Annotated in this window: 13 protein-coding genes; 6 read left to right on the top strand and 7 right to left on the bottom strand. The window is 40.5% G+C overall.

The window, feature by feature from the left end:
* Positions 1 to 85: 85 nt before the first annotated feature.
* Positions 86 to 1,528, bottom strand: a complete 1,443-nt coding sequence (gene nifB, locus RS893_RS16615) for a nitrogenase cofactor biosynthesis protein NifB (protein ID WP_315785373.1) — start codon at positions 1,526 to 1,528, stop codon at positions 86 to 88.
* 1,294 nt (positions 1,529 to 2,822) lie between these two features.
* Positions 2,823 to 4,187 carry a Rieske 2Fe-2S domain-containing protein gene (locus RS893_RS16620; RefSeq protein WP_315785376.1) on the bottom strand — a complete coding sequence of 455 codons (1,365 nt, stop codon included), beginning with the start codon at positions 4,185 to 4,187 and terminating at the stop codon, positions 2,823 to 2,825.
* A 903-nt stretch (positions 4,188 to 5,090) separates the two neighbouring features.
* On the opposite strand from RS893_RS16620, the gene RS893_RS16625 reads away from it, so the two are divergent.
* The 3 genes from RS893_RS16625 (at position 5,091) to RS893_RS16635 (ending at position 11,612) form a co-directional block, all read left to right on the top strand.
* Positions 5,091 to 5,468: a hypothetical protein gene (locus RS893_RS16625; protein WP_315785379.1), complete on the top strand. Its 378-nt coding sequence runs from the start codon at positions 5,091 to 5,093 to the stop codon at positions 5,466 to 5,468.
* Positions 5,469 to 5,689: 221 nt separating this feature from the next.
* Complete coding sequence (locus tag RS893_RS16630) at positions 5,690 to 7,411, top strand: AAA-like domain-containing protein (RefSeq protein ID WP_315785382.1); 1,722 nt, start codon at positions 5,690 to 5,692, stop codon at positions 7,409 to 7,411.
* 349 nt (positions 7,412 to 7,760) lie between these two features.
* Complete coding sequence (locus RS893_RS16635; RefSeq protein WP_315785385.1) at positions 7,761 to 11,612, top strand: N-acetylmuramoyl-L-alanine amidase; 3,852 nt, start codon at positions 7,761 to 7,763, stop codon at positions 11,610 to 11,612.
* A gap of 139 nt (positions 11,613 to 11,751) precedes the next feature.
* On the opposite strand, the gene RS893_RS16640 is transcribed toward RS893_RS16635, so the two are convergent.
* Together RS893_RS16640 and RS893_RS16645 are read right to left on the bottom strand one after the other, a co-directional pair.
* Positions 11,752 to 12,030 carry a DUF2442 domain-containing protein gene (locus RS893_RS16640; RefSeq protein WP_315785387.1) on the bottom strand — a complete coding sequence of 93 codons (279 nt, stop codon included), beginning with the start codon at positions 12,028 to 12,030 and terminating at the stop codon, positions 11,752 to 11,754.
* 6 nt (positions 12,031 to 12,036) lie between these two features.
* The gene (locus RS893_RS16645; protein WP_315785389.1) at positions 12,037 to 12,258 is read right to left on the bottom strand and encodes a DUF4160 domain-containing protein; all 222 of its coding nucleotides are present in this window, start codon (positions 12,256 to 12,258) and stop codon (positions 12,037 to 12,039) included.
* Between the two features lie 4 nt (positions 12,259 to 12,262).
* Here RS893_RS16645 and RS893_RS16650 point away from each other — a divergent pair, with 4 nt between their 5' ends.
* Positions 12,263 to 12,523, top strand: coding sequence for a hypothetical protein (locus RS893_RS16650; RefSeq protein ID WP_315785392.1), 261 nt, complete (start codon positions 12,263 to 12,265; stop codon positions 12,521 to 12,523).
* Positions 12,524 to 12,612: 89 nt separating this feature from the next.
* A complete protein-coding gene (locus RS893_RS16655) occupies positions 12,613 to 13,626 on the top strand; it encodes a metal ABC transporter solute-binding protein, Zn/Mn family (protein WP_315785394.1) in 1,014 nt (337 codons plus the stop codon).
* A gap of 94 nt (positions 13,627 to 13,720) precedes the next feature.
* On the opposite strand, the gene RS893_RS16660 is transcribed toward RS893_RS16655, so the two are convergent.
* The 3 genes from RS893_RS16660 to RS893_RS16670 form a co-directional block, all read right to left on the bottom strand.
* Positions 13,721 to 14,461: an N-acetylmuramoyl-L-alanine amidase gene (locus RS893_RS16660; protein WP_315785397.1), complete on the bottom strand. Its 741-nt coding sequence runs from the start codon at positions 14,459 to 14,461 to the stop codon at positions 13,721 to 13,723.
* Positions 14,462 to 14,594: 133 nt separating this feature from the next.
* Entirely contained in the window at positions 14,595 to 15,092 is a 498-nt protein-coding gene (locus tag RS893_RS16665) for a DUF427 domain-containing protein (protein WP_315785400.1), read from the bottom strand.
* 79 nt (positions 15,093 to 15,171) lie between these two features.
* Entirely contained in the window at positions 15,172 to 16,611 is a 1,440-nt protein-coding gene (locus tag RS893_RS16670) for a hypothetical protein (RefSeq protein ID WP_315785403.1), read from the bottom strand.
* A gap of 376 nt (positions 16,612 to 16,987) precedes the next feature.
* Between RS893_RS16670 and RS893_RS16675 the strand changes: the two genes are divergently transcribed.
* Entirely contained in the window at positions 16,988 to 20,350 is a 3,363-nt protein-coding gene (locus tag RS893_RS16675; protein ID WP_315785406.1) for an alpha-mannosidase, read from the top strand.
* Positions 20,351 to 20,376 lie beyond the last annotated feature (26 nt).

Here is a 20,376-nt window from a genome sequence, read left to right on the forward strand (position 1 = left end):
TGAGTGCTGGGTAATGGTGATGGTTAGTAGTTAGTGGATAGTGGTTAGTGGTTAACTGCTAACTAATAACTACTAACCAATACTACTAACTAATAACTGTTTGTTGGAGGTATTGCTGGTAATATTCCAAAGCAGCTTTGTCAATCAGGTCGTAAGTTTCAACGGTTTGGATGCCTGCGGTGTGTAATTTTTCTTTGGGACAATCACCGATTTTGGCAACAAGTACTGCTTTGCAATCTGCGATCGCTTCGATGATATTTTCGAGAGTAGCTGTTTCGCCATAACCACCTTGGCAATAGTGGTCTATTTTACGATGACCGATAAAACGTACTTCCCTACCATCGACTTCATACACCTGGAATTCCTTGGCGTGACCGAAGTGTTGGTTAACTAAGCCACCACCTTTGGTTGCGACTGCAACTAGAATTTTTGGCGCGTTTTGTACGGGTGTGGCTACAACCTGTTGTTTGGCAGCTTTGAGTTCTTCTCTAAATTTCTCAATACCTGCGTGAACTTCTTGGCGTTGAGCAAGGTCGTATTCTGGAGCCATTGCCATGAATTTATCTTTGGTAAATTCTTGGCTGCGGTCTTCTCCTAATAATCCTACCGCATCGGCACGGCACTGGCGACAGTGGCGCATCATCTTCATGTTACCAGCACAGCTGTCTTGTACTGCCTTTAATTCTCTGGGAGTAGGGCCACGCTGTCCTGTTAAGCCGAAGTGAGTGCCGTGTTCTGGAGCCGAAATCAATGGCATGATGTTGTGCAGAAATGCACCGTGGGAACGAATAACTTTATTAACTTCTACTAAGTGTTCGTCATTAATCCCCGGAATCATTACCGAGTTGACTTTGCAGAGAATATCAGCTTCTTTGAGCGCTTGTAATCCTTCCATTTGTTTTTCGTGGAGGATTCTTACGCCTTCGATATCTCTGTAACGTTTGCGTTTGTAGTGAACCCAAGGATAAATCTTTGCACCGATTTCTGGGTCCACCATGTTAATGGTGATTGTAACGTGATCTATATTTAATTGTTTAATGCGATCAATATATTCGGGAAGCATTAAACCATTGGTTGATAAACAAAGTTTAATATCGGGTGCTTTCTCTGCTACCAACTCAAAGGTGCGAAAAGTCCTTTCTGGATTTGCCAGAGGATCGCCAGGACCTGCAATTCCTAAAACAGTCAGTTGAGGAATTTTGCCAGCAATCACTAAAACTTTGTGTGCTGCTTCTTCTGGCGTTAACAATTCGCTCACTACGCCGGGACGACTTTCGTTAGCACAGTCGTATTTGCGATTACAGTAGTTGCATTGAATATTACAAGCAGGAGCAACTGCCACATGCAACCTAGCATAGTGATGGTGAGCTTCTTCGCTATAGCAGGGATGGTTAGCTATGCGCTGTTGAAGTTTTTCATCCATGTCCCCAGTGGCGCTGCTGCTGCATCCGCCGCAACCACTGGATTTCGATTCAATTATAGTTTCCGTAATTGGGGAGGTGACGAGTCCTGTAAACGGTGGAGTCATTGAATTTCGCAAGATGTCGATGGACTTGGCAGCCACTGTGGGAGATGGAACACTAGCCAGTTGTCAGTTATCAGTTTTGTGATCATTGTTTACTGTTCACTGTTCACTGATTTATAAGGAATGGAAGTCGCGTCTGTTTATAGCGCTGCCCACCGGGGTTCGGGGTAGGCTATTAACCCTTGTTTTCTCGGCTGGTGTGTCATGCACAAGATGCGGGTGGAATTTGCGCTGACAGCCGCGACTTCTGTTCACAGGGGCATGGTGCTATCTCATCCCTCCACTCACTCATCGCTCCTTGATTGGTGCGTCAAGTGATTGGCGATATATGTTTTATATCAGCCGTGAGATAGGGAGGCTGGATATGCAACTTGGATAAGATTTATTAGATTTATTAAGTTTGTACTCAAATTTCTCAGCCCTAATTATGAGGGCTTTGTGAAGAATTAAAAAATTTTTTTGGGTAGGGGTACTAGTATTTTGGGGTGGAAGTACAAGTATTTATGGAGAAGGGGACAAGTGTTTTTGTACTCACCTCAAACCTAGTTACAGCAATGCTTTGCCAATAAATTAAGTTTTTTTGAGCTTATTTTTAAGTTGCACTCATAGGCTCATGACAATCAGCCCAAAGTACTACTATTGATGCGGTTTTGGGGTTTAGAAATCTGGAGTAGATTACGGACAACTACTCCAGAAAGATGCGAAATTCAATTCTGTATCCAACATATCACTTTTTTTTTGATAATAAATGCGATTTAAATTTTTTTAATTATTGGGAGGAAATCAAGGCTGAAGTATTGCAAAAGCCTTGCTGTGAGCGACTTAGAGAAAATCTTCCGACTGAAAAATGAGAATAAATTGCAAAAACTCGTAACTAAAGTTACTGCTGAACTTTAATCGTCACTAAATGTTGCTTTCTCAGTTGCTCAAAATTGCTATTTGGTTTGATGATTGGTTGTTGCTGGTTGGTAGTTATATCAAGTTCGCATGATTACTTACAATTCCCTTTTACCTCACCCCGCCTTCGGCACCCCTGTTCTTGCTAAGGAGAGGGGATGGGGGGGTCCCCTCTGGGGAACTCGGGGGCCCCACTCCCCTAAGGGAGTGGGGATTAGGGGTGAAGGGGCTGTTCTTGTGAGGTTTTTTATTCTAAGTGATTAACCGAACTTGATATTACTACCAACCAAATACCAACTTATTCTACATTACTATAAAAGCGATCGCACTACCATTTAGCTTGAAAATGGGTGTAGGGATATAAAGGTTTAGGGGTGTAGGAAGATTCAGACAAATCTGTTCAACTTAACCAACCTTTCGCCTGACGGTTGTAAGGACGTTCAAGGCGGGTTTTAACTTTTTGAGCGATAATTGCCAAAACTACAGCTACAACAGAAGTAGATACGGCTGCTAGTTGTATGGAAGAACTGTCTGTAATGATCGCTAAAGCTGCAAGTGCGATCGCTATTCCCACAAAAGTTTGTTTGAGGCGATCACTAACTCGATAGGCTTGATGACAAGAATTACAGATATGTATGTGTTGCGACAATCGGTCTAAAGTTGGGGTTTGTTGATGCCGATCGCTATTATTCCCGTGAATATTTTTTGATGTCGAATAGCCCTGATAATACGGCAAAGATAAACCAAACTTATCCAGCCACTTGCGATACTCAATTACCAAGGTGTCAGATGTTTTGAGAGGTAGAAATATTTCTTTGAGGCTGTTTCCCAAACGCTGGATTTCTGCTTGTTGTCCCACAACAACCGACATGTCCTCTTCTAATATTCTGTTTTGGCGTAGGTGGTGGAACCAGCGAGGCATGAATTGCATAGGACAAGTCATAAAGTTACGATATCTTCTCAGGAGAATACGACATCGGTTTTTACCTAGTGGAAGTGAATATATTGCTAATCCTAATGACCAATCTGGGTTTTTAGCACTAAATTGATAATGAACTAAATTTGGGGCAATAAAATCAAGCTTTTGCCAATTTTGGAAAAACCCCCTGGATTCTCCTGCTATGCGCCACTTACCATAAATACCCCAAACTGAATTATCCACCACCTCTATATCTAATGGTTGGGCATATTTGCGATTGCCATCGCTGCCATCGTGGGCGATAAAAACATGAGCCGGATCTATAATATTTTCTATTAAAAAGCTTTGCTCATAAGGGAGATCGCGCATATAGTCCATGCTGACAGTTTCAGGTTTGTCTAATTCTGCGATGGCTGGAATACGTTTTTCATCAGCAGTGATTGTTGCACTGGCCCACATCCAAACCATGCTTTGATGTTCCACAACCGGAAATGATCGCACACAAGCATGAGCAGGAATTTTGGCATCTTTTGGTAACTGCGGAATATGCAGACATTCGCCATCACTACCAAACTGCCAACCGTGGTATAAGCATTCTATTTTGCCATCGATAATCTGTCCATCAGACAATTTGGCAGCACGATGAGGACAGCGATCGCTTAAACAAACCAGTTGTCCATCTTGATTTTTAAATAAGACAAATGGTTCTTCGTATAAAGAAAAACTATAAGGGCGATTTTTTGGTAAATCTTGTACAAAGCAGATGGGATACCAGCATTCTTGCCAGTGAAATTCTTGTTCTTGCTCAGGTATGGCAGAATCCAGAGTATTGATTTCTACTGTCATAGAAGTAAGTAAAATACGTTATTTTAGCCTAACGTGCCACATTAACTCGCAATGCGTTAGGCACTTATAATCTTCTCAAAAATTAAAATATGTGCTTAATACATCCTACGGCAATTTTATTTTTATTTTATAAATAAAGTCTCAAAAGTCATCATCAATTGCGATCGCATTTACTTGGGGATTTAGATAATTTGAGTGATCGCATTTCCCAAACTAGTAAGGTGACTGGGATTAAGCGTCAGGAGAACATTTATTTCTGTTTTAAAGCAGCTTGAGCAATTAAAGCATCAAAAATACCATCATCAGGAAGATTTAAAGTTGCTATTTGAGCGATCACTCCATATTTAAAATTACTAATCACAAATCATATCAAAATCATAAAAACTTCACCTCGGCTACGCCATCCCTCTCCTTCCTAAGGAGAGGGGATGGGAGTGAGGTTAAACTAAAACTTCGCCTACCTTTTCCCCCGTTTTCTCTAACGCCTTGGTGGCGACTACAGATCCAATTGCGATCGCAGCAGTAGTAAAAGGTTCCATGTGCTACTTTGCATTTTACTTAATTTATGAACACACGAATTTGATCTGCAATTACGCAATTTCAAGCAAAATTTTTGATTTCGTTAGGACATTAAGTTGTGTCGTTAGGACACTTAAATTTTAGGGTGGGTTATGGCAACGCTTAACGCATCAGCAGATTATACAATGCGTTAGGCTGAAGCCGTAACGCACCCTACTTAAATATTTACTTAATATTTACTTGCTAAATAGGTTCTAAGCAAAAACACTAATACTAATTTCAGAAATATTGAACAAAAATCCAATTTAATGTCAAATTTGCTGATGCAGAATGGAATTTGATTAAGACAAACTAGCTCTAAAAGCATGTATAAAGAGTATAGCTATGTCTCGTAAAAAACGCACGTCCCGCATTTTAGAAAAAGCCGAATTAAGAATTTCTGGACTTAAAGCAATTGATCCTAATATGGATTTTGGTGATGCTCGCACTTTGCAAAATATGATACAACTAATCGAGCAATACCGTACCAAGCTTGATGCTTATAATACTGCTTTAGCTGTGATTGACTCTGCCAAAACAGAAATGAAAGAGTTGGAAAAGAAATTAGGCGATCTTTCCGAAAAAATGCTAATCGGTGTTGCTTTTAAGTATGGCAAAGACAGCCTGGAATATGAAATGGCTGGTGGTGTTCGTAAAAGCGATCGCATCCACAGAAGTTCTGTCAGCCGTATAAAAGGTACTACTGAGGAAATGTCTGAGTAGAGACGCGAGGAACATCGCGTCTGTACAATAGTGATTAATCGCGTCTGTACAATAGTGATTAATCGCGTCTGTACAATATCTTTGTGTCCCTCCTTGTTTCGCTTCCCTTATCCCCAATCTCCCTTCCCGATTTTCAAAAATATTTAGAAATAACCTGATAATGTGATGTAGTTAAAACTACTTGTTATCAAAATTTTCTATTTATAAAACTTAATCTAACCGTGAAAAGAATATTAATTATATCGGCAAACCCCAAAAATACATCTAAGCTCCGCTTAGATGAAGAGGTGCGGGAAATTGAAACAGGGCTGCAACGTTCTAAAGGACGTGATCAGTTTGAAATTATCTGCAAATGGGCAGTGCGTACTGACGATTTGCGTCGTGCTTTATTAGATTATGAACCACAAATAGTTCATTTTTCTGGACATGGAGCTGGCGCTCAAGGTTTGGCATTGGAAAATAATGCTGGGGAGATGCAACTTGTAAGTACAGAATCTCTAGCTAGGCTATTCAGATTTTTTCAAGATAAAGTCGAGTGTGTATTCTTTAACGCCTGCTACTCTGAAGCTCAAGCCCAAGCGATTCACCAACATATTAATTATGTGATTGGCATGAACCAAAAAATTGGGGATAGGGCTGCAATTGAATTTGCGGTTGGGTTTTATGATGCTCTGGGCGCAGGTAGAACTTATGAAGAAGCATACGAGTTAGGTTGTGCTTCTATTGATCTAGAAGGAATTCCAGAGTCTTCAACCCCAGTATTAAAAAGCCCAGGTAATATTTACAAAGCTGGAAATTCTTATGCGTCCAATGTTTCACCAGCACAAGAACGAGGTGAAATAGAAAATGGGAGCGATCGCAATGTCATTCGTCTATCGAAAAAATCAGAACAGGTAACACCTACCTCTACAACATCTGTTTTTCCCCTAGAAGAACCAGAGGGACAAGTACCTCTAGATTCTGCCTTTTATGTCGAACGTCCACCCATTGAAACCGACTGTTACGAAGCAATTGTGAGAACTGGTGCTTTGATTCGGGTGAAAGCACCCAGGCAAATGGGTAAAAGTTCACTGATGAGGCGAATTCTGCATCACGCTGAACAACAAGGTTATCAGACTGTATGCATCAACTTCCAAGATGCAGATGCTGAATTTCTCAATAGTTCGGAGAAATTTTTACAGTGGTTTTCCGCTAGCATCACTTACGGGTTAAATTTACCAGATAAGTTAGCTGATTATTGGAAAGGCATTTTAGGCAGTAAAAATAAATGTACTAATTATTTCCAACGTTATTTATTGGCTGAGATTGCTCATCCTGTAGCTTTGGGTTTAGATGAAGTTGATGAAGTTTTTAAGCATCCCGAAATAGCCCAAGAGTTTTTTGGATTGCTGCGTTCTTGGCACGAAAAGGCAAAAAATGAACCTATCTGGCAAAAGCTACGACTGGTAATTGTACATTCTAAAGAAGTGTACATTCCTCTCAACATCAACCAATCACCTTTTAATGTTGGTTTGCCAATTGAATTACCAGAATTTACGCAAATTCAGGTGCAAAATTTAATACAAAAACATGGTTTAAATTGGAATAATTTAGAAGTAGAGCAGTTCATGCGCTTGTTTGGTGGTCATCCTTACTTAGTGCGAGTAGCATTGTATCAAATTGCGCGTCGGCGTATGACCTTAGAGAAACTACAACAAATCGCGCCCACAGAAGAAGGTCCCTACAGCGATCATCTGCGTCGCCACTTGCTGAATATCGAAAATGATGCCAACTTATTGGTAGCAATTAGACAAGTGATGACAGCAAATTCACCAGTAGATGTAGGAACAACCGAAGCATTTCAACTCCGTAGCATGGGGTTAGTCAAACTGCAAGGCAATGATGTCATGCCGTTGTGTGATTTATATTGTCAATATTTCAGCGATCGCTTGGGAATTAATTAGAAGGCAGTCCTGATGAAACAAGTTTCACCGCCATGCATGAAAAACCTCACAAGAACAGCCCCTCTGGTGAACTCGCAAAGAGGGGTGTCCTCTCTTGACGGGGTGAGGTTACTTTCAAGAAGGCAGAAGGAAAAGTAGGAGAAAAATAGAAAATACTAGGTTGGGTTAAGCGACAGCGAAACCCCACCTATGCCTAGCCTCCACAGGTTTTGCCCCACAATAAAGGAATAAAAAATCGACCACAGATGCACACCGATGAACACAGATAAACATAGATGGGTTATGGCTTTGCTAACAAATTAATCTCCCTTGTCCTCTTTGTCCCCCTTCCCTTGTCCTCAATCCCCATATGACCCAGTACCACTATCAAGTCGGAGGTAGTCTTCCCCAAGATGCCCCAACCTACGTTACCCGTCAAGCTGACAAAGACCTGTATGCAGGCTTGAAAGCTGGTGATTTTTGCTACGTTCTTAACTCACGGCAAATGGGTAAATCTAGCTTGCGGGTACAGGTAATGCGGCGTCTGCAGTCAGAAGGAGTAGCCTGTGCTGTGATTGATATTACTTCGATTGGCACGGCAGATATTACACTAGAGCAGTGGTACGCTGGAGTAATTGATACTTTAATTGGTAGTTTCAATCTTTACACTACTTTTGATTTAGAAACTTGGTGGATAGAAAATAATTTAATCTCACCAGTCCAGAAGTTAAGCAAGTTTTTAGACACGATATTACTAGAAGCAATTACTACAGATATAGTTATTTTTATCGATGAAATTGACAGTATTCTGAGTTTGCCATTTCATACCGACGATTTTTTTGCTGTCATTCGGGATTGTTACAATCGTCGCGCAGATAAACCAGTTTATAACCGTTTGACATTTGCAATTTTAGGCGTGTCTACTCCTTCAGACTTGATTCAAGACAAGCGACGCACACCATTTAATATTGGTAAAGCAATTGATTTAACTGGATTTGAACCACAGGAAACAGAACCACTGGCGCGGGGATTCAAGGATTTTTGCGACCCGCAAGCGATGATGGCAGCAGTGCTGTATTGGACTGGAGGACAGCCGTTTTTAACTCAGAAGGTTTGTAAACTGGTGTTGCAAGCAGCCCAAAGTTTATTGGAACACAAAGATCAAGCAAGCGAGAAATGTAAAGAACCACATCCTTATGCGGCGATGTCTTCTTTATCTGCTGTACCAAATCCCTCTAATTTTGTTAGTTGCGTAGTGCGGCAGCGCGTTATTGAAAACTGGGAAGCACAAGACGAACCCGAACACCTAAGAACTATTCGCGATCGCATCATGCGAAGTGGTGAACAGCGTACCGGGAGGTTGTTAGGATTATGTCAGCAAATTGTCCAGTCTCCCGATGGAATTCCCGCCGATGATAGCCCTGAACAAACAGAACTGCGTCTGACAGGATTAGTAGTCAAGCGCGACGGGAGGTTACGAATTTACAATCGCATCTATGCAGAGGTGTTTCAAGAAGAATGGTGCAATAAGTTACTAGCTAAGTTACGTCCCTACGCAGAAACACTGGATGCTTGGGTAGAATCTAACCGTGAGGATGAATCGCGTTTGCTACGAGGACAGGCTTTGCGATATGCGCAAGCCTGGGCAGCAGGTAAGAGTTTAAGTGATGTAGATTACCAGTTTTTAGCAGCCAGTCAGGAATTAGAACAGCAATATGTGCAGAAGCGGCTGGAAGTAGAAGCAGAGGCAAAAAAGATTTTAGAAGTAGCAAACCACAAAGCTAAGCGACAGATTCAAATTGGTTCTGTGGTGTTAGGAGTAACTTTGGTAGGGGCGGTGATCTCAGGAGTACTTGCTGGATTAAATACTAAGAAATTGCAGCTAGCCCAGGAAGGAACACGGCTGGAACGGGCAGGAAACGCTGATATAGCGAGATTTGAATTTGATCGAGTGGGGGCTTTGTCCGCAGCACTCAAAGATGGACAGGATCTAAAACTACTAGTTGAAAAAAATAACCTGCAAAAATTACAACAATATCCTGCTGCAAGTCCAGTCCTTGCTTTACAGACAATCTTAAACAAAATGTGGCAACAGAAGTTGTTACTTCAGCATCAGGGTAGTTTCAACAATGCCAGTCTTAGTCCAAATGGGCAATATATTGTCACAACTTCATCAGATAATACTGCCCAAGTGTGGGATTTGTCGGGTCGACTAATTGCTAGCTTGCGAGGACATCAAGGCATTGTTTGGAAAGCCAATTTTAGCCCGGATGGAAAACGTATAGTGACAGCTTCCTTTGACAAAACTGCCAAGGTGTGGGACTTATCAGGGAAACTTCTTACTACCTTTAAGGGTCATACGGGTACTGTCTGGAGTGCTAACTTTAGTTCGGATGGGAAACGCATCATCACCACTTCATCAGACAAAACTGCTCGAATATGGGACTTAGCAGGAAAGCAACTCACTATATTCAAGGGTCATACAGGTATTGTCTGTAACGCTAGTTTTAGTTTAGATGGTCAAAGCATTATTACTGCTGGCTCTGATCAAACTATCCGAGAATGGGACTTGGAAGGGAAACAGCAAAACTCACTCAGTGGTGATCAGGGACTTGTTTGTAGTGCTAATTTTAGTCCTGATGGGCAAAAAATCCTTACTATCTTATCTCCGCAAACTGTTTTAGTATCAGAATTGTCAGGTTCAGTATCAGAATTGTCAGTAAAGCAAATAGCGATTCTCAGAGGACATGAAGGCACGATCTACAGTGCTAATTTTAGCCCGGATGGGCAGCACATTGTTACGACTGCATCAGATCATACTGCTAGAGTATGGGACTTAACAGGACGGGAAATTGCCATTTTACAAGGACATCAAGATAGTGTTTATAGCGGCAGTTTCAGTCCTGATGGACAAAGGATTCTTACTGCTTCGTCTGATGGTACTGTTCGGATGTGGTCGGGGCAACAATTTGTCAAACAAGAGACTCAAGATCCTAAACGCAAACAGCAGGAAATTTCTTCTTCTGATAGAAAACTCACTGTTACGCTTAACGATGACAAAACCACTTCGATATCAGATTTGTCAGGGAAAAAAATTGCTACTCTCAAAGGACATCTCGGCAAGGTTAATAATGCAACTTTAAGTCCTGATGGTCAAAAGATAGTTACTGCTTCTGATGACAACACTGCCCGCATATGGGATTTGTCTGGACAGGAAATTGCTACAATGTGGCATCAAGATAAAGTAAATAGTGCTAGTTTTAGCCCAGATGGTCAAAAGATAGTTACTGCTGCTGATGACAACACTGTCCGAATATGGGATTTGCTAGGACGAGAAATTGCTACACTGTGGTATCAAGATAGAGTCAAAAGTGCCAATTTTACCCAAGATGGTCAGAAGGTAGTTACTGCTTCTGATGATGATACAAAGAAGATTTGGGAAATAAAAAATTTAAAGCAGCTAATAGTACAGGGCTGTGATTGGTTACACAATTATTTAGCCTATACACCGAACTTGGGAGAAAGTTATAGTATTGACCCCCGTAAAGTGATTGATCGTGGGTTAGCTATTTCACAAGAGACTCGTAAAATCTGTGGTATTGCCTCAGCACCAGCACCTTCTACATCACCAGCTACTACTCCACCCTTTCCAACTCCTAGCAAACCAGTAATAGTGATTGATCCCGGACACGGTATTGTCCCGGACACAGGAAACAGTGGTTTTTTGCAAGAAGATGATTTAGTTTTAGCGATTAGCAAAAAGATAGCAGAAATTTTAGAGCGAAATGATATACAAGTTGTATTGACGCGAGATGCCAACAACATCAGTATCTCAGATGTAAATAGCGTATCACCAAGCTTGAGGTACAGAGTGAATATGGCAAAACAAGTTGACGCAAGTTTGTTTATCAGTGTTCATGCTAATGTGTTTAATGGAAAATACAAGGGGTTAGAAACTTTTTATGCCAGCGATCGCAACAAGCATTTGGCTGAAGTAGTCCACAATTATATTTTCCAAAGTGTTAATGACTGGTTCAATAGGGGAATCAAATCAGGTCAAGGTTTGTACGTCCTCAAAAACAATTCTGTGCCTGCAATTCTCATAGAAACAGGTTTTATTGATAATCCAGAAGATGCTGCTCGATTGAGAACCCCAGAGTATCAAGATAAAATGGCTGAAGCGATCGCTCAAGGTATCCTCAAGTATCTAGAAAAAAAGTAACCACTTCTCAACAGCTTGGCAAAAAAGCGATCGCGTGAGTCACCGACGATGAATTTATTACCAAAGGACTTTTGCAGGGATAGATAAACAAATATTGAGGCGATCGCTCTGAAAATTTATAATCGAGAATCTGACTAACCTAAGCACTACGACTTAACTGATTATTGGGAATAGGCTGATTACTGATTATTGCATAGAGTACATCTGGGTCTAGATCGGCTCCTGATTGCCATTGGATCGTACCAACTTCATGGTTGACTTCAACCTGGGCAAAATATTCTCGATCTTGTAAAGGTGCAAAAACACCTGTGAATTTAACGATTTGACTGACATCAATTACTCCTTCAATACTATCTTCAAAGCGGATGTAAAGTTGGTAATTTTCTCTTGGCTCTACTGCAACAATATCTTTAAGCATTTTTCACTACTCTAGTGGTAAGACTGCGTTTAAAGTTTGATTTTCTCTAGCTAATTCCCAGTTTTCCATCAATTCTGTTTGATGTATTGTTGCCGATTCTGATACTAGTTTAAAAGCTCTAGAGCTAAGTTTACCTTCCAGTATTTCCAAGGTTTCAATACTGACTATGGCTTTTTGTTGGTTATACCTCACATAAAAGTGTGGTGGTGGGTGGTCATTATAATACATTGTGATGATAATTCCGAAAAAACGGCTAATTTCCGGTATGTATTTTTTAGTTAGGCGATCGCTTGTAGACTATACCTCTGAATTGAATCATGCAAAACCTCAGCCAGTACAGCTTGGACAGTTGTATTTTATAGGCGACTCGCCCAATTTTAGGCGATCGCTCTACTTGTGTCAGTTTTTGAAATTTGTAGTAAATGCTTACAGCAGTTTAATTTTGTTTAAATCACAATTATTTGTAGTAATGAACAGCTGTTTGCCACTGTAACAAAGCTGTATATTAACCGTATATTATTAAGCTGATTCCCTGAAAGTTCAGTTTCAGACAAGCAATGATAAACTGCCAGTAAGCAATGTATGTCAAACAATTTACTACCACCCCAACCTCTGCGTATTATCTTTGTTGCCTTCACTATTGGACTTGTTGGCTGTAATTATGCTGGTAATTTATTGGGGCCATCTTCTCCAACTACTGTATCCTCAAGTGAAGCAAGCAATAATCTACCTAAAGTGGTTGCTACCACAAGTGTACTTTGTGACCTAGTTAAACAGGTGGCAGAAAACACAATTAACCTAACTTGCTTGATTCCTCCTGGTGTCGATCCTGATCGCTACCAACCAAAACCAGGCGATCGCCAAGCAATAGAACAAGCAAAGATTATTTTTTTCAATGGCTATAACTTTGAACCACGTTTATTCAAATTAATTAAAGCTAGTAAAAACGGTGCAGCAAAAATAGCAGTTGCTCAACGTGCTGTGCCTAAACCATTGAAATATCAAAAGAACGGCAAGTTAGTATCCAATCCTTATGTCTGGCACAATCCTAAAAATGGCATCAAAATGGCAGAGGTTATTAGTACTAACTTAAGTAAAGCTATACCTGAAAATTCTACTTCCTATGGCAGGAATACCCAAAAAATCAAAAAAGAATTAAACCAGTTAGATGTATGGATTAAATTACGTCTTGATAGTATCCCTGCTAATAATCGTATACTAGTTACGACTAATAATGCTATGGCTTATTATGCCAAAGCTTATAATATTACATCTATAAATGCTTTAGATAGAATTAATACTAATTCTAAACCTACACCTGTGAGAGTAAAAGCAGCAGTTAGAGAAATCAGAAGATCAAGAGTGCCGACAATTTTTGTAGACACCACAACTAACTCTAATATTATTGATACAGTTGCTAAACAAGCAAATGTGAAAGTTTCAGAAAGGCAACTTTTGACTGATAATTTGGGGAAACCAGGTAACTATGGAGATACTTACCAAAAGATGTTAACTGCTAACACCCGCACAATTGTGGAAGGGTTGGGAGGAACGTATCTCATATTTGAACCGCAAGCTTTTGCCAATAAAATTTAAGTTATCCAAATTCACTTTATTGATACTACAAATATATGAGAAGGGGCGTAATGTCATTACGCCCCTAAAAAAATTAATATTTATCATTTATATTTTATTTAACTTCGCTATGACCTGCAAAAACAAAATGTTCACGGCGATTACCTTTACTACTGACAGGCCACTCGACTAAATAATGTCCTTCTTCAAAATGAGCATCTAAAATTGGATAAGTACCAGGTTCAATTTTTATACAACTTTCCTTTGGTAAATCTTTAACTTGTTCTGTGGAAGGCTTGAGGAAAGTAGAAGTTTTGATCATTAAAGTCTGGGGTTTTTTGTTTGTTTGAGAGTTACCAATTAAACCTTTTGTAATTGCATCAGCCATTGTTTGGGCATGGTATTTTGTCATATCATTTGCCGAATCACAAAAACAACATTCAATTAAAATCGCTGGCATATCAGTATTTTTTAAAACATAATAGTTGGCGGTTTTAACTCCTCTATCTCTAAATCCTAATTCCACAATTTCATCTAAAACTTTATCGGCTACTTCACGGGCTTTTGGACTGATTGCGTAAACTTCTGTACCATTCGCTATACCATTAAATTTATTAAAGTGAATTGAAACGTAAAAATCTACATTTGCTTGGTTAGCTTTATTAACTCTTTTGCGAAGAGAGTCATCTACACTAGTAGCAGAACTAGGAGTACAATTAACAACCGTATAACCTGCTTTTTGTAAGTTTTGAATAACAATTTCGCCAACTGCTTTAGTTAAATCATCTTCTTGCTTAATTCCTGTAGCACCGATATCTGGTGGACAGTTGTGACCAATGTCAATTCCAAATTTCATACTATAAAACTCCTTAATTGTGTGAAGTGCGACAAATTTACTTGTTAAAGTCGGAATTGTGTAATTTGGCTTTGCTTTATCACTACTTCACATTCAATAAAGGAGATTTCGGAAAATTAAACAAAATTTGTTCTCACCACCCCCAACTACCAGGAATACCTTTGAAAGGCCCAACAATATCACTCGTGATCCAGCCACCATAAAAATTACCTGGTTGAGGCTGTACTTTTTCACCATCCACATAACAAGCATCCATAAAATGAGCATAAAATGCTACATAATTTTTGAGGGATGCAAAAGCAGGTGTGGGATTAGGATAAAACCAAGCAGCATTTTGCACTTCTTTATCGCCTACGCGAATTGTGTAGTAACTAGCACTTCCTTTCCACTCACAAAAACTAGATTGTGGTGATTGGATTAAGTATTCCATTTTGATATCTTCTGGAGGAATGTAGTAGACAGGTGGATGACTAGTTTCTAAAACACGTTTGGCGTGGTGAGTATCAGCGATCGCGACATCATTAAATATTATTTGAATATGCTTATTTGTTTCCTCAAGACGAGGAGGACGGGGATAATCCCAAACTGATTCTTGTCCGGGACCAGGTTCAATGCGTTGAGGTTTAATCATGTTATTTTTTGTTAGTGGTTAGTGGTTAATGGTTAGTAGTTAGTGCTTAACAATTAGCTACTATCTACTACTAACTAAATTATTTTCCACGCCATAGACGCTGTAATAATTTAAATATTCTCACAATCATTTCTTCTAGCCACAGCATAGCACCATCTAACCATGCCAAAATTTGCTCTAATGGATGTTTTTCATAACCAATGACTTTGGCTTTTGTCTCGATCCAGTCTGGTTTTGCTTCTACACCTGTAGTTTGCTGGCGTTGCTGTTGAAAAATTGCAAATGCTGTTTTTGCTACAACAGATATTTTGTTAGATGTTGTGTAATTATAAGTGATATTGATAACTGGATTTTGCTTTATTACTAATTTCCCTTTAGGTTGTAATGTAAAACTTCTTAAGCGATGAATTAGGCTGTGCAAAGGATTATTTGCTGTTTGACTAATAGAAAGCGCGGAGGTAGAAATTGTAGTGCTGCTAATTATATTATTTGTATTTTTTGGACGATCATTAGATTTCCTGATGACTTGAATATCACCAAAGACATCACTCTCACTCAGCCACAAATCTACTAGTTCATCACTTTGTAACTTAGAAGTTTTCAGCCATTTTTGGGTTGTATAACCTTGTTTTTTGTTATGACTAATTGGTAAAGCTTGAGAAAAATTATTTGTGGATCTAGACTGATTTAATTTTTGACTCTGGCGTTCTCCAAAAAAGAAATTCAATGCTGCCCAAATTAAATTTTGAAGATTTGATGTTGGATTTTCGGGATTCTCTAGAGCGGTTGTAGTTTGTTTCCTAACTGATATCTGCTCTTTTCCATAAATAAATATTTGCAGTTGAGTTTGTAAGAGTTGGATGAGTTCACGGCTAGTATGAGAAATTGGTTCTAAAGCATTGGACTCTAACTTTGCAACAGTTGCATCTAACAAAGCTAGCGATCGCTTCGCATTTAATAAAGATAATTCCTCTGTTTTTTGTTCTGCATTACCAGATGGTAGTGCTGCTGTTGTGGTTTCACCATTACTACCAGTCAACTTTGTCAGCAAGCGATTAATTTCAGTGACTAGCTTTTTTTCTTCCTTAAATTGGGATAAGCGCCATTGACGCCAATAATTAGCGATTTCTGTAATAATTCGCTCTTCTAATTTGTGCTTTTGCTGAGGGGTTAATATATCTAAAATTTCATTTTTGGAAGTCACGAGTACCAGTTGGCGATCGCATAACTGGCAGGCAATTCCCTGGATGGGTAATAGGTGGGGGGGTGAGGTGATGGGGAGGTGGGGCGAGTGTGTAGACGCGTAGCGGCTTAAGGTAAGGGTGGAGTAGGAGGAGTGTGAGGGGTTGATGCTTAGTCTTTCTACAACCTTTAACACTCGCTGAATGGGGATATCAGGTGCTGGCGGTGTTTCTGGTTGGAAATCGATATAGTTTGCTTGTAATTGTGGATTTTGTGTTTGCTGTCCAGTGGGGTGTAGTTGTTTTCCTGCTGACTCTCGCGCTTTTTGAAGCAGCATAAATACGGGGTACATTAGTGCTTCTAAAGACCAACCTAAGCAGCAACCTGTAGATGACGAAAGGTGCGTCCTACTCCTTCACTCCAACGTCGAGATTGTTTGTGAACGAAGTTAAAAAGTCTGCTTTGATAGCGTTCAGAGGAAGCAGAAGGCATGGTAGTGAACAGTTGTTGGTTGTTGGTAATCCAAATACTTCGCCTGTACAGTAGTTAGTAATTGACTACTAACTACTATCTATTAACATTACAAGAGAAATACATTATATTTACGCCATCAATAATAGCGAAAATTATGACATATATATCTTTGATGGTATAAGCCTCCAGATTTATCTGTGGAGTCAATCTAAAATCCAAAATCCAAAATCTAAAATCGAATGACCTCTTCCGTATCACCATCCAATACCAAAATCATCTTAGCGGCAATTGAGAAATTGCGCTCTTTTTGCCAAGTGAATATTCTCCCACAATGGTGCTGTTTTGCAGGTGATTTGGCTGTGACTAATGTCAATGCATCTTCGTTGTCTGAGTGGACACCTGCCCAGATTAATGCTAAGGGAAATATTGCTTGGGCTGGAGGGCAAAAAGTTTTGTGGTTAGTGCAGAAATTGGTGATCCCCCAGGATTTAGAAGGTTATGGACTACAGGGTTTGTCTTTGCGGCTGGCCTTGGTTTGGTGGGCGAATTCTGCCAAAATTTATGTGAATGGGGAGTTGGTGGGTGAAGGAGATTTGTTTGATTGTTCGCCTCGGATTTTAGTTAGTCAGGCGGTAACGCCAGGGGAAGAATTTTTAATCGCTATACGTTTGGTGAGTCCGGGACATTGCGATGGGGCGTTAATGCGATCGCTTTTGGTTTATGAATCAAATGATGAGCAGTGTCCTGATCCTGGTTTTGTGGCTGATGAGTTGGCTGTAACGCAGCGTTTTTTGGAAAGGTTTGCGCCTGAGAGGTTGGATAGTTTAGCGGTGGTGGTGGGTGAGGTGATGAACCGCACAGACGCAGAGAACACAGAGGAAGAGAGGGGAGAGATTAATCGGAGGCTTTTATCTTTACGTAATCATCTACTGCAATCCAAAATTCAAAATCCAAAATCCAAAATATATTTGTTGGGTCATGCTCATTTGGATATGGCGTGGCTGTGGCGTGTGAGTGAAACTTGGGAGGCGGCGCAGAGTACTTTTGAGTCGGTTTTACAGTTACAGGCAGATTTTTCGGAGTTAGTTTTTTGTCATTCGACTCCAGCTTTGTATGCTTGGGTAGAGGAAAATCGCCCGGATTTATTTAGAGCTATTCAAGAAAAAGTTGCAGCGGGAAGTTGGGAGGTTGTCGGTGGTTTTTGGGTGGAACCGGAATTAAATTTGATTGCTGGTGAATCGATTGTGCGGCAGTTATTGTATGGTCAGCGCTATGTGCAAGAAAAGTTTGGCAAGCTGGCGAATATAGTTTGGGTTCCTGATACTTTTGGTTTTTGTGCAACTTTGCCGCAGTTTATGCAACAGGGAGGAATTGAGTATTTTGTCACACAGAAGTTACGTTGGAATGATACAACAAAGTTTCCTTACGGTGCGTTTTGGTGGCGTTCTCCTGATGGCAGTGAAATACTAAGTTTAATGTCCGCGCCTGTGGGTGAAGGTATTGATCCGGTGAAAATGGCTGATTATGCGATTGAATGGCAAACTCAAACTGGATTTACAGACTCGCTGTGGCTTCCTGGTGTCGGTGATCACGGCGGCGGCCCCACCCGTGATATGTTAGAAACTGCCCAACGCTGGCAGAAATCCCCCCTCTTCCCAGAGTTAGAATTTACAACCGCACAAAAGTACCTCCAACACCTTCGCTCAAAAGTCAATTCCCCCACCCCTCACACTCCCCCCACTGCCCCTAATCCCCACTCCCCCAAGGGAGTGGGGGTCCCGAGTTCCCCACCTCCCCCTCTCCCCACCTGGGATGACGAACTCTACCTCGAATTCCATCGCGGTTGCTATACTACCCACGGTGAGCAAAAACGTTGGAATCGTCGCTGTGAGAATTTGTTGTACCAAGCTCAATTGTTTGCAGCGATCGCCACTATTCGCTGTGGAGTAAATTATCCAAAGGCGGAATTGGAAACTGCTTGGAAGCAAGTTTTATTTAACCAGTTTCACGATATTTTGCCTGGTTCCTCAATTACTGAAGTTTATGAGGACGCTTTACCACAGTGGCAGGCAGTAGAAAAGGTTGGTGCGAAGATATTGGAAGATTCTTTGCGAGCGATCGCAACTCAAATTGCTTTCCCAACACCGCCACAGCCGGATAGTTTACCTGTGGTTGTCTTCAATTCCTTGAACTGGCAGCGTTCTGAGGTTGTTACTGTTCCCTTACCCTCTACCACTGTACCTAATCAGACATGGCAGATTTATGATCATTCTGGGAACCAAGTCGTTTCCCAGTTAGGTGAAGCTTCCACACTGCTGTTTTTAGCTGGGAATATTCCGCCTGTTGGCTACCGTATTTTTTGGCTGTGTCCTTGTCAGCATAAAAATGCCAATAACACAACCCAGTCTGGGAATACCAAATTGAGTTTGCAAAAGCAAGAACAATTTTCACTAGAAAGATTGACTTTGGAAAATGAATTTTTACGAGTAATTATTGACGAACAAACTGGTAATTTATCTACTGTTTTTGACAAGGTTAATAATAGAGAAGTTCTCGCTCAAGCAGGAGGGAATCTATTACAAGCTTTTCAAGATAGTGGTCAATATTGGGATGCATGGAATATTGACCCTAATTATGTTCAGCACCCTCTACCATCAGCAACTCTGAAATCTATCCAATGGCTAGAACAAGGGCCAGTACAACACCGTTTGCGTGTGGTGCAGCAACTTGGTAAATCAGAGTTTTGCTGTGATTACATTCTGTCAACAACTTCACCTATGCTGAAAATTGCCATGAAGGTAGATTGGCAACAAGAGCATGTATTGGTAAAAGCAGCCTTTCCTCTCAATCTCGAAGCAGACTTTGCTACTTACGAAATCCCCTGTGGTGCAATTTGCCGCCCCACCAAACCCCAAACCCCAGCAGAAAAGGCAAAATGGGAAGTTCCCGCCTTGCGTTGGGCAGATTTGACAGAAGAAATCGGGAACATGGGGGACATGGGAGACACGGAAGAACTTTTCACTAATCCTCAATTCTCAATCCAAAATCCTTACGGTGTGAGTTTGCTTAATGATTGTAAGTACGGTTATGATGCTCAACCAAATCAACTACGGCTAACACTTTTAAGAAGTCCTAACTGGCCTGATCCTCACGCAGACAGAGGTGTACATGAATTTACCTATGCTTTGTATCCCCATGCTGGTGATTGGAAATCAGCCCACACAGTCCAACGCGGGTATGAATTAAATGTACCTTTGCAAGTCATTGTGTGTCCTGCGAATCCTCCCCTTTCGGTGAATGGAGATGGATTAGAAGCAAGTTTCTTAGAGTTATCAGCAGAAAATTTAATCTTAATGGCATTTAAACAAGCAGAAGATGAACCACAAAAATGGATTTTGCGTTGTTATGAATGTCATGGAGAAACAGCCGAGTTGTCTTTGCAGAATAATCTGGGGTTAAGTTTAGAGGAATCTGTTGATTTGTTAGAGCGTCCTTTATCTACTTCTGAATTATCATCTACAGCTATTGACCAAAAATTCACTATCAGACCCTGGAAAATTATTAATTTGAAGTTGATAATAAGTGATTCTGCAACAGCTTGATAGCAACTCAATTTCTAGATTAGATG

The organism is Fischerella sp. JS2, assembly GCF_032393985.1.
GTDB lineage: Bacteria > Cyanobacteriota > Cyanobacteriia > Cyanobacteriales > Nostocaceae > Fischerella.

What these genes read in the sequence shown, in the direction of transcription:
- nifB (WP_315785373.1), bottom strand. Translation starts at nt 1,528, where the DNA reads ATGACTCCACCGTTTACAGGACTCGTCACCTCCCCAATTACGGAAACT.
- RS893_RS16620 (WP_315785376.1), bottom strand. Translation starts at nt 4,187, where the DNA reads ATGACAGTAGAAATCAATACTCTGGATTCTGCCATACCTGAGCAAGAA.
- RS893_RS16625 (WP_315785379.1), top strand. Translation starts at nt 5,091, where the DNA reads ATGTCTCGTAAAAAACGCACGTCCCGCATTTTAGAAAAAGCCGAATTA.
- RS893_RS16635 (WP_315785385.1), top strand. Translation starts at nt 7,761, where the DNA reads ATGACCCAGTACCACTATCAAGTCGGAGGTAGTCTTCCCCAAGATGCC.
- RS893_RS16640 (WP_315785387.1), bottom strand. Translation starts at nt 12,030, where the DNA reads ATGCTTAAAGATATTGTTGCAGTAGAGCCAAGAGAAAATTACCAACTT.
- RS893_RS16645 (WP_315785389.1), bottom strand. Translation starts at nt 12,258, where the DNA reads ATGTATTATAATGACCACCCACCACCACACTTTTATGTGAGGTATAAC.
- RS893_RS16650 (WP_315785392.1), top strand. Translation starts at nt 12,263, where the DNA reads ATGATAATTCCGAAAAAACGGCTAATTTCCGGTATGTATTTTTTAGTT.
- RS893_RS16655 (WP_315785394.1), top strand. Translation starts at nt 12,613, where the DNA reads ATGTCAAACAATTTACTACCACCCCAACCTCTGCGTATTATCTTTGTT.
- RS893_RS16660 (WP_315785397.1), bottom strand. Translation starts at nt 14,461, where the DNA reads ATGAAATTTGGAATTGACATTGGTCACAACTGTCCACCAGATATCGGT.
- RS893_RS16665 (WP_315785400.1), bottom strand. Translation starts at nt 15,092, where the DNA reads ATGATTAAACCTCAACGCATTGAACCTGGTCCCGGACAAGAATCAGTT.
- RS893_RS16670 (WP_315785403.1), bottom strand. Translation starts at nt 16,611, where the DNA reads ATGCTGCTTCAAAAAGCGCGAGAGTCAGCAGGAAAACAACTACACCCC.
- RS893_RS16675 (WP_315785406.1), top strand. Translation starts at nt 16,988, where the DNA reads ATGACCTCTTCCGTATCACCATCCAATACCAAAATCATCTTAGCGGCA.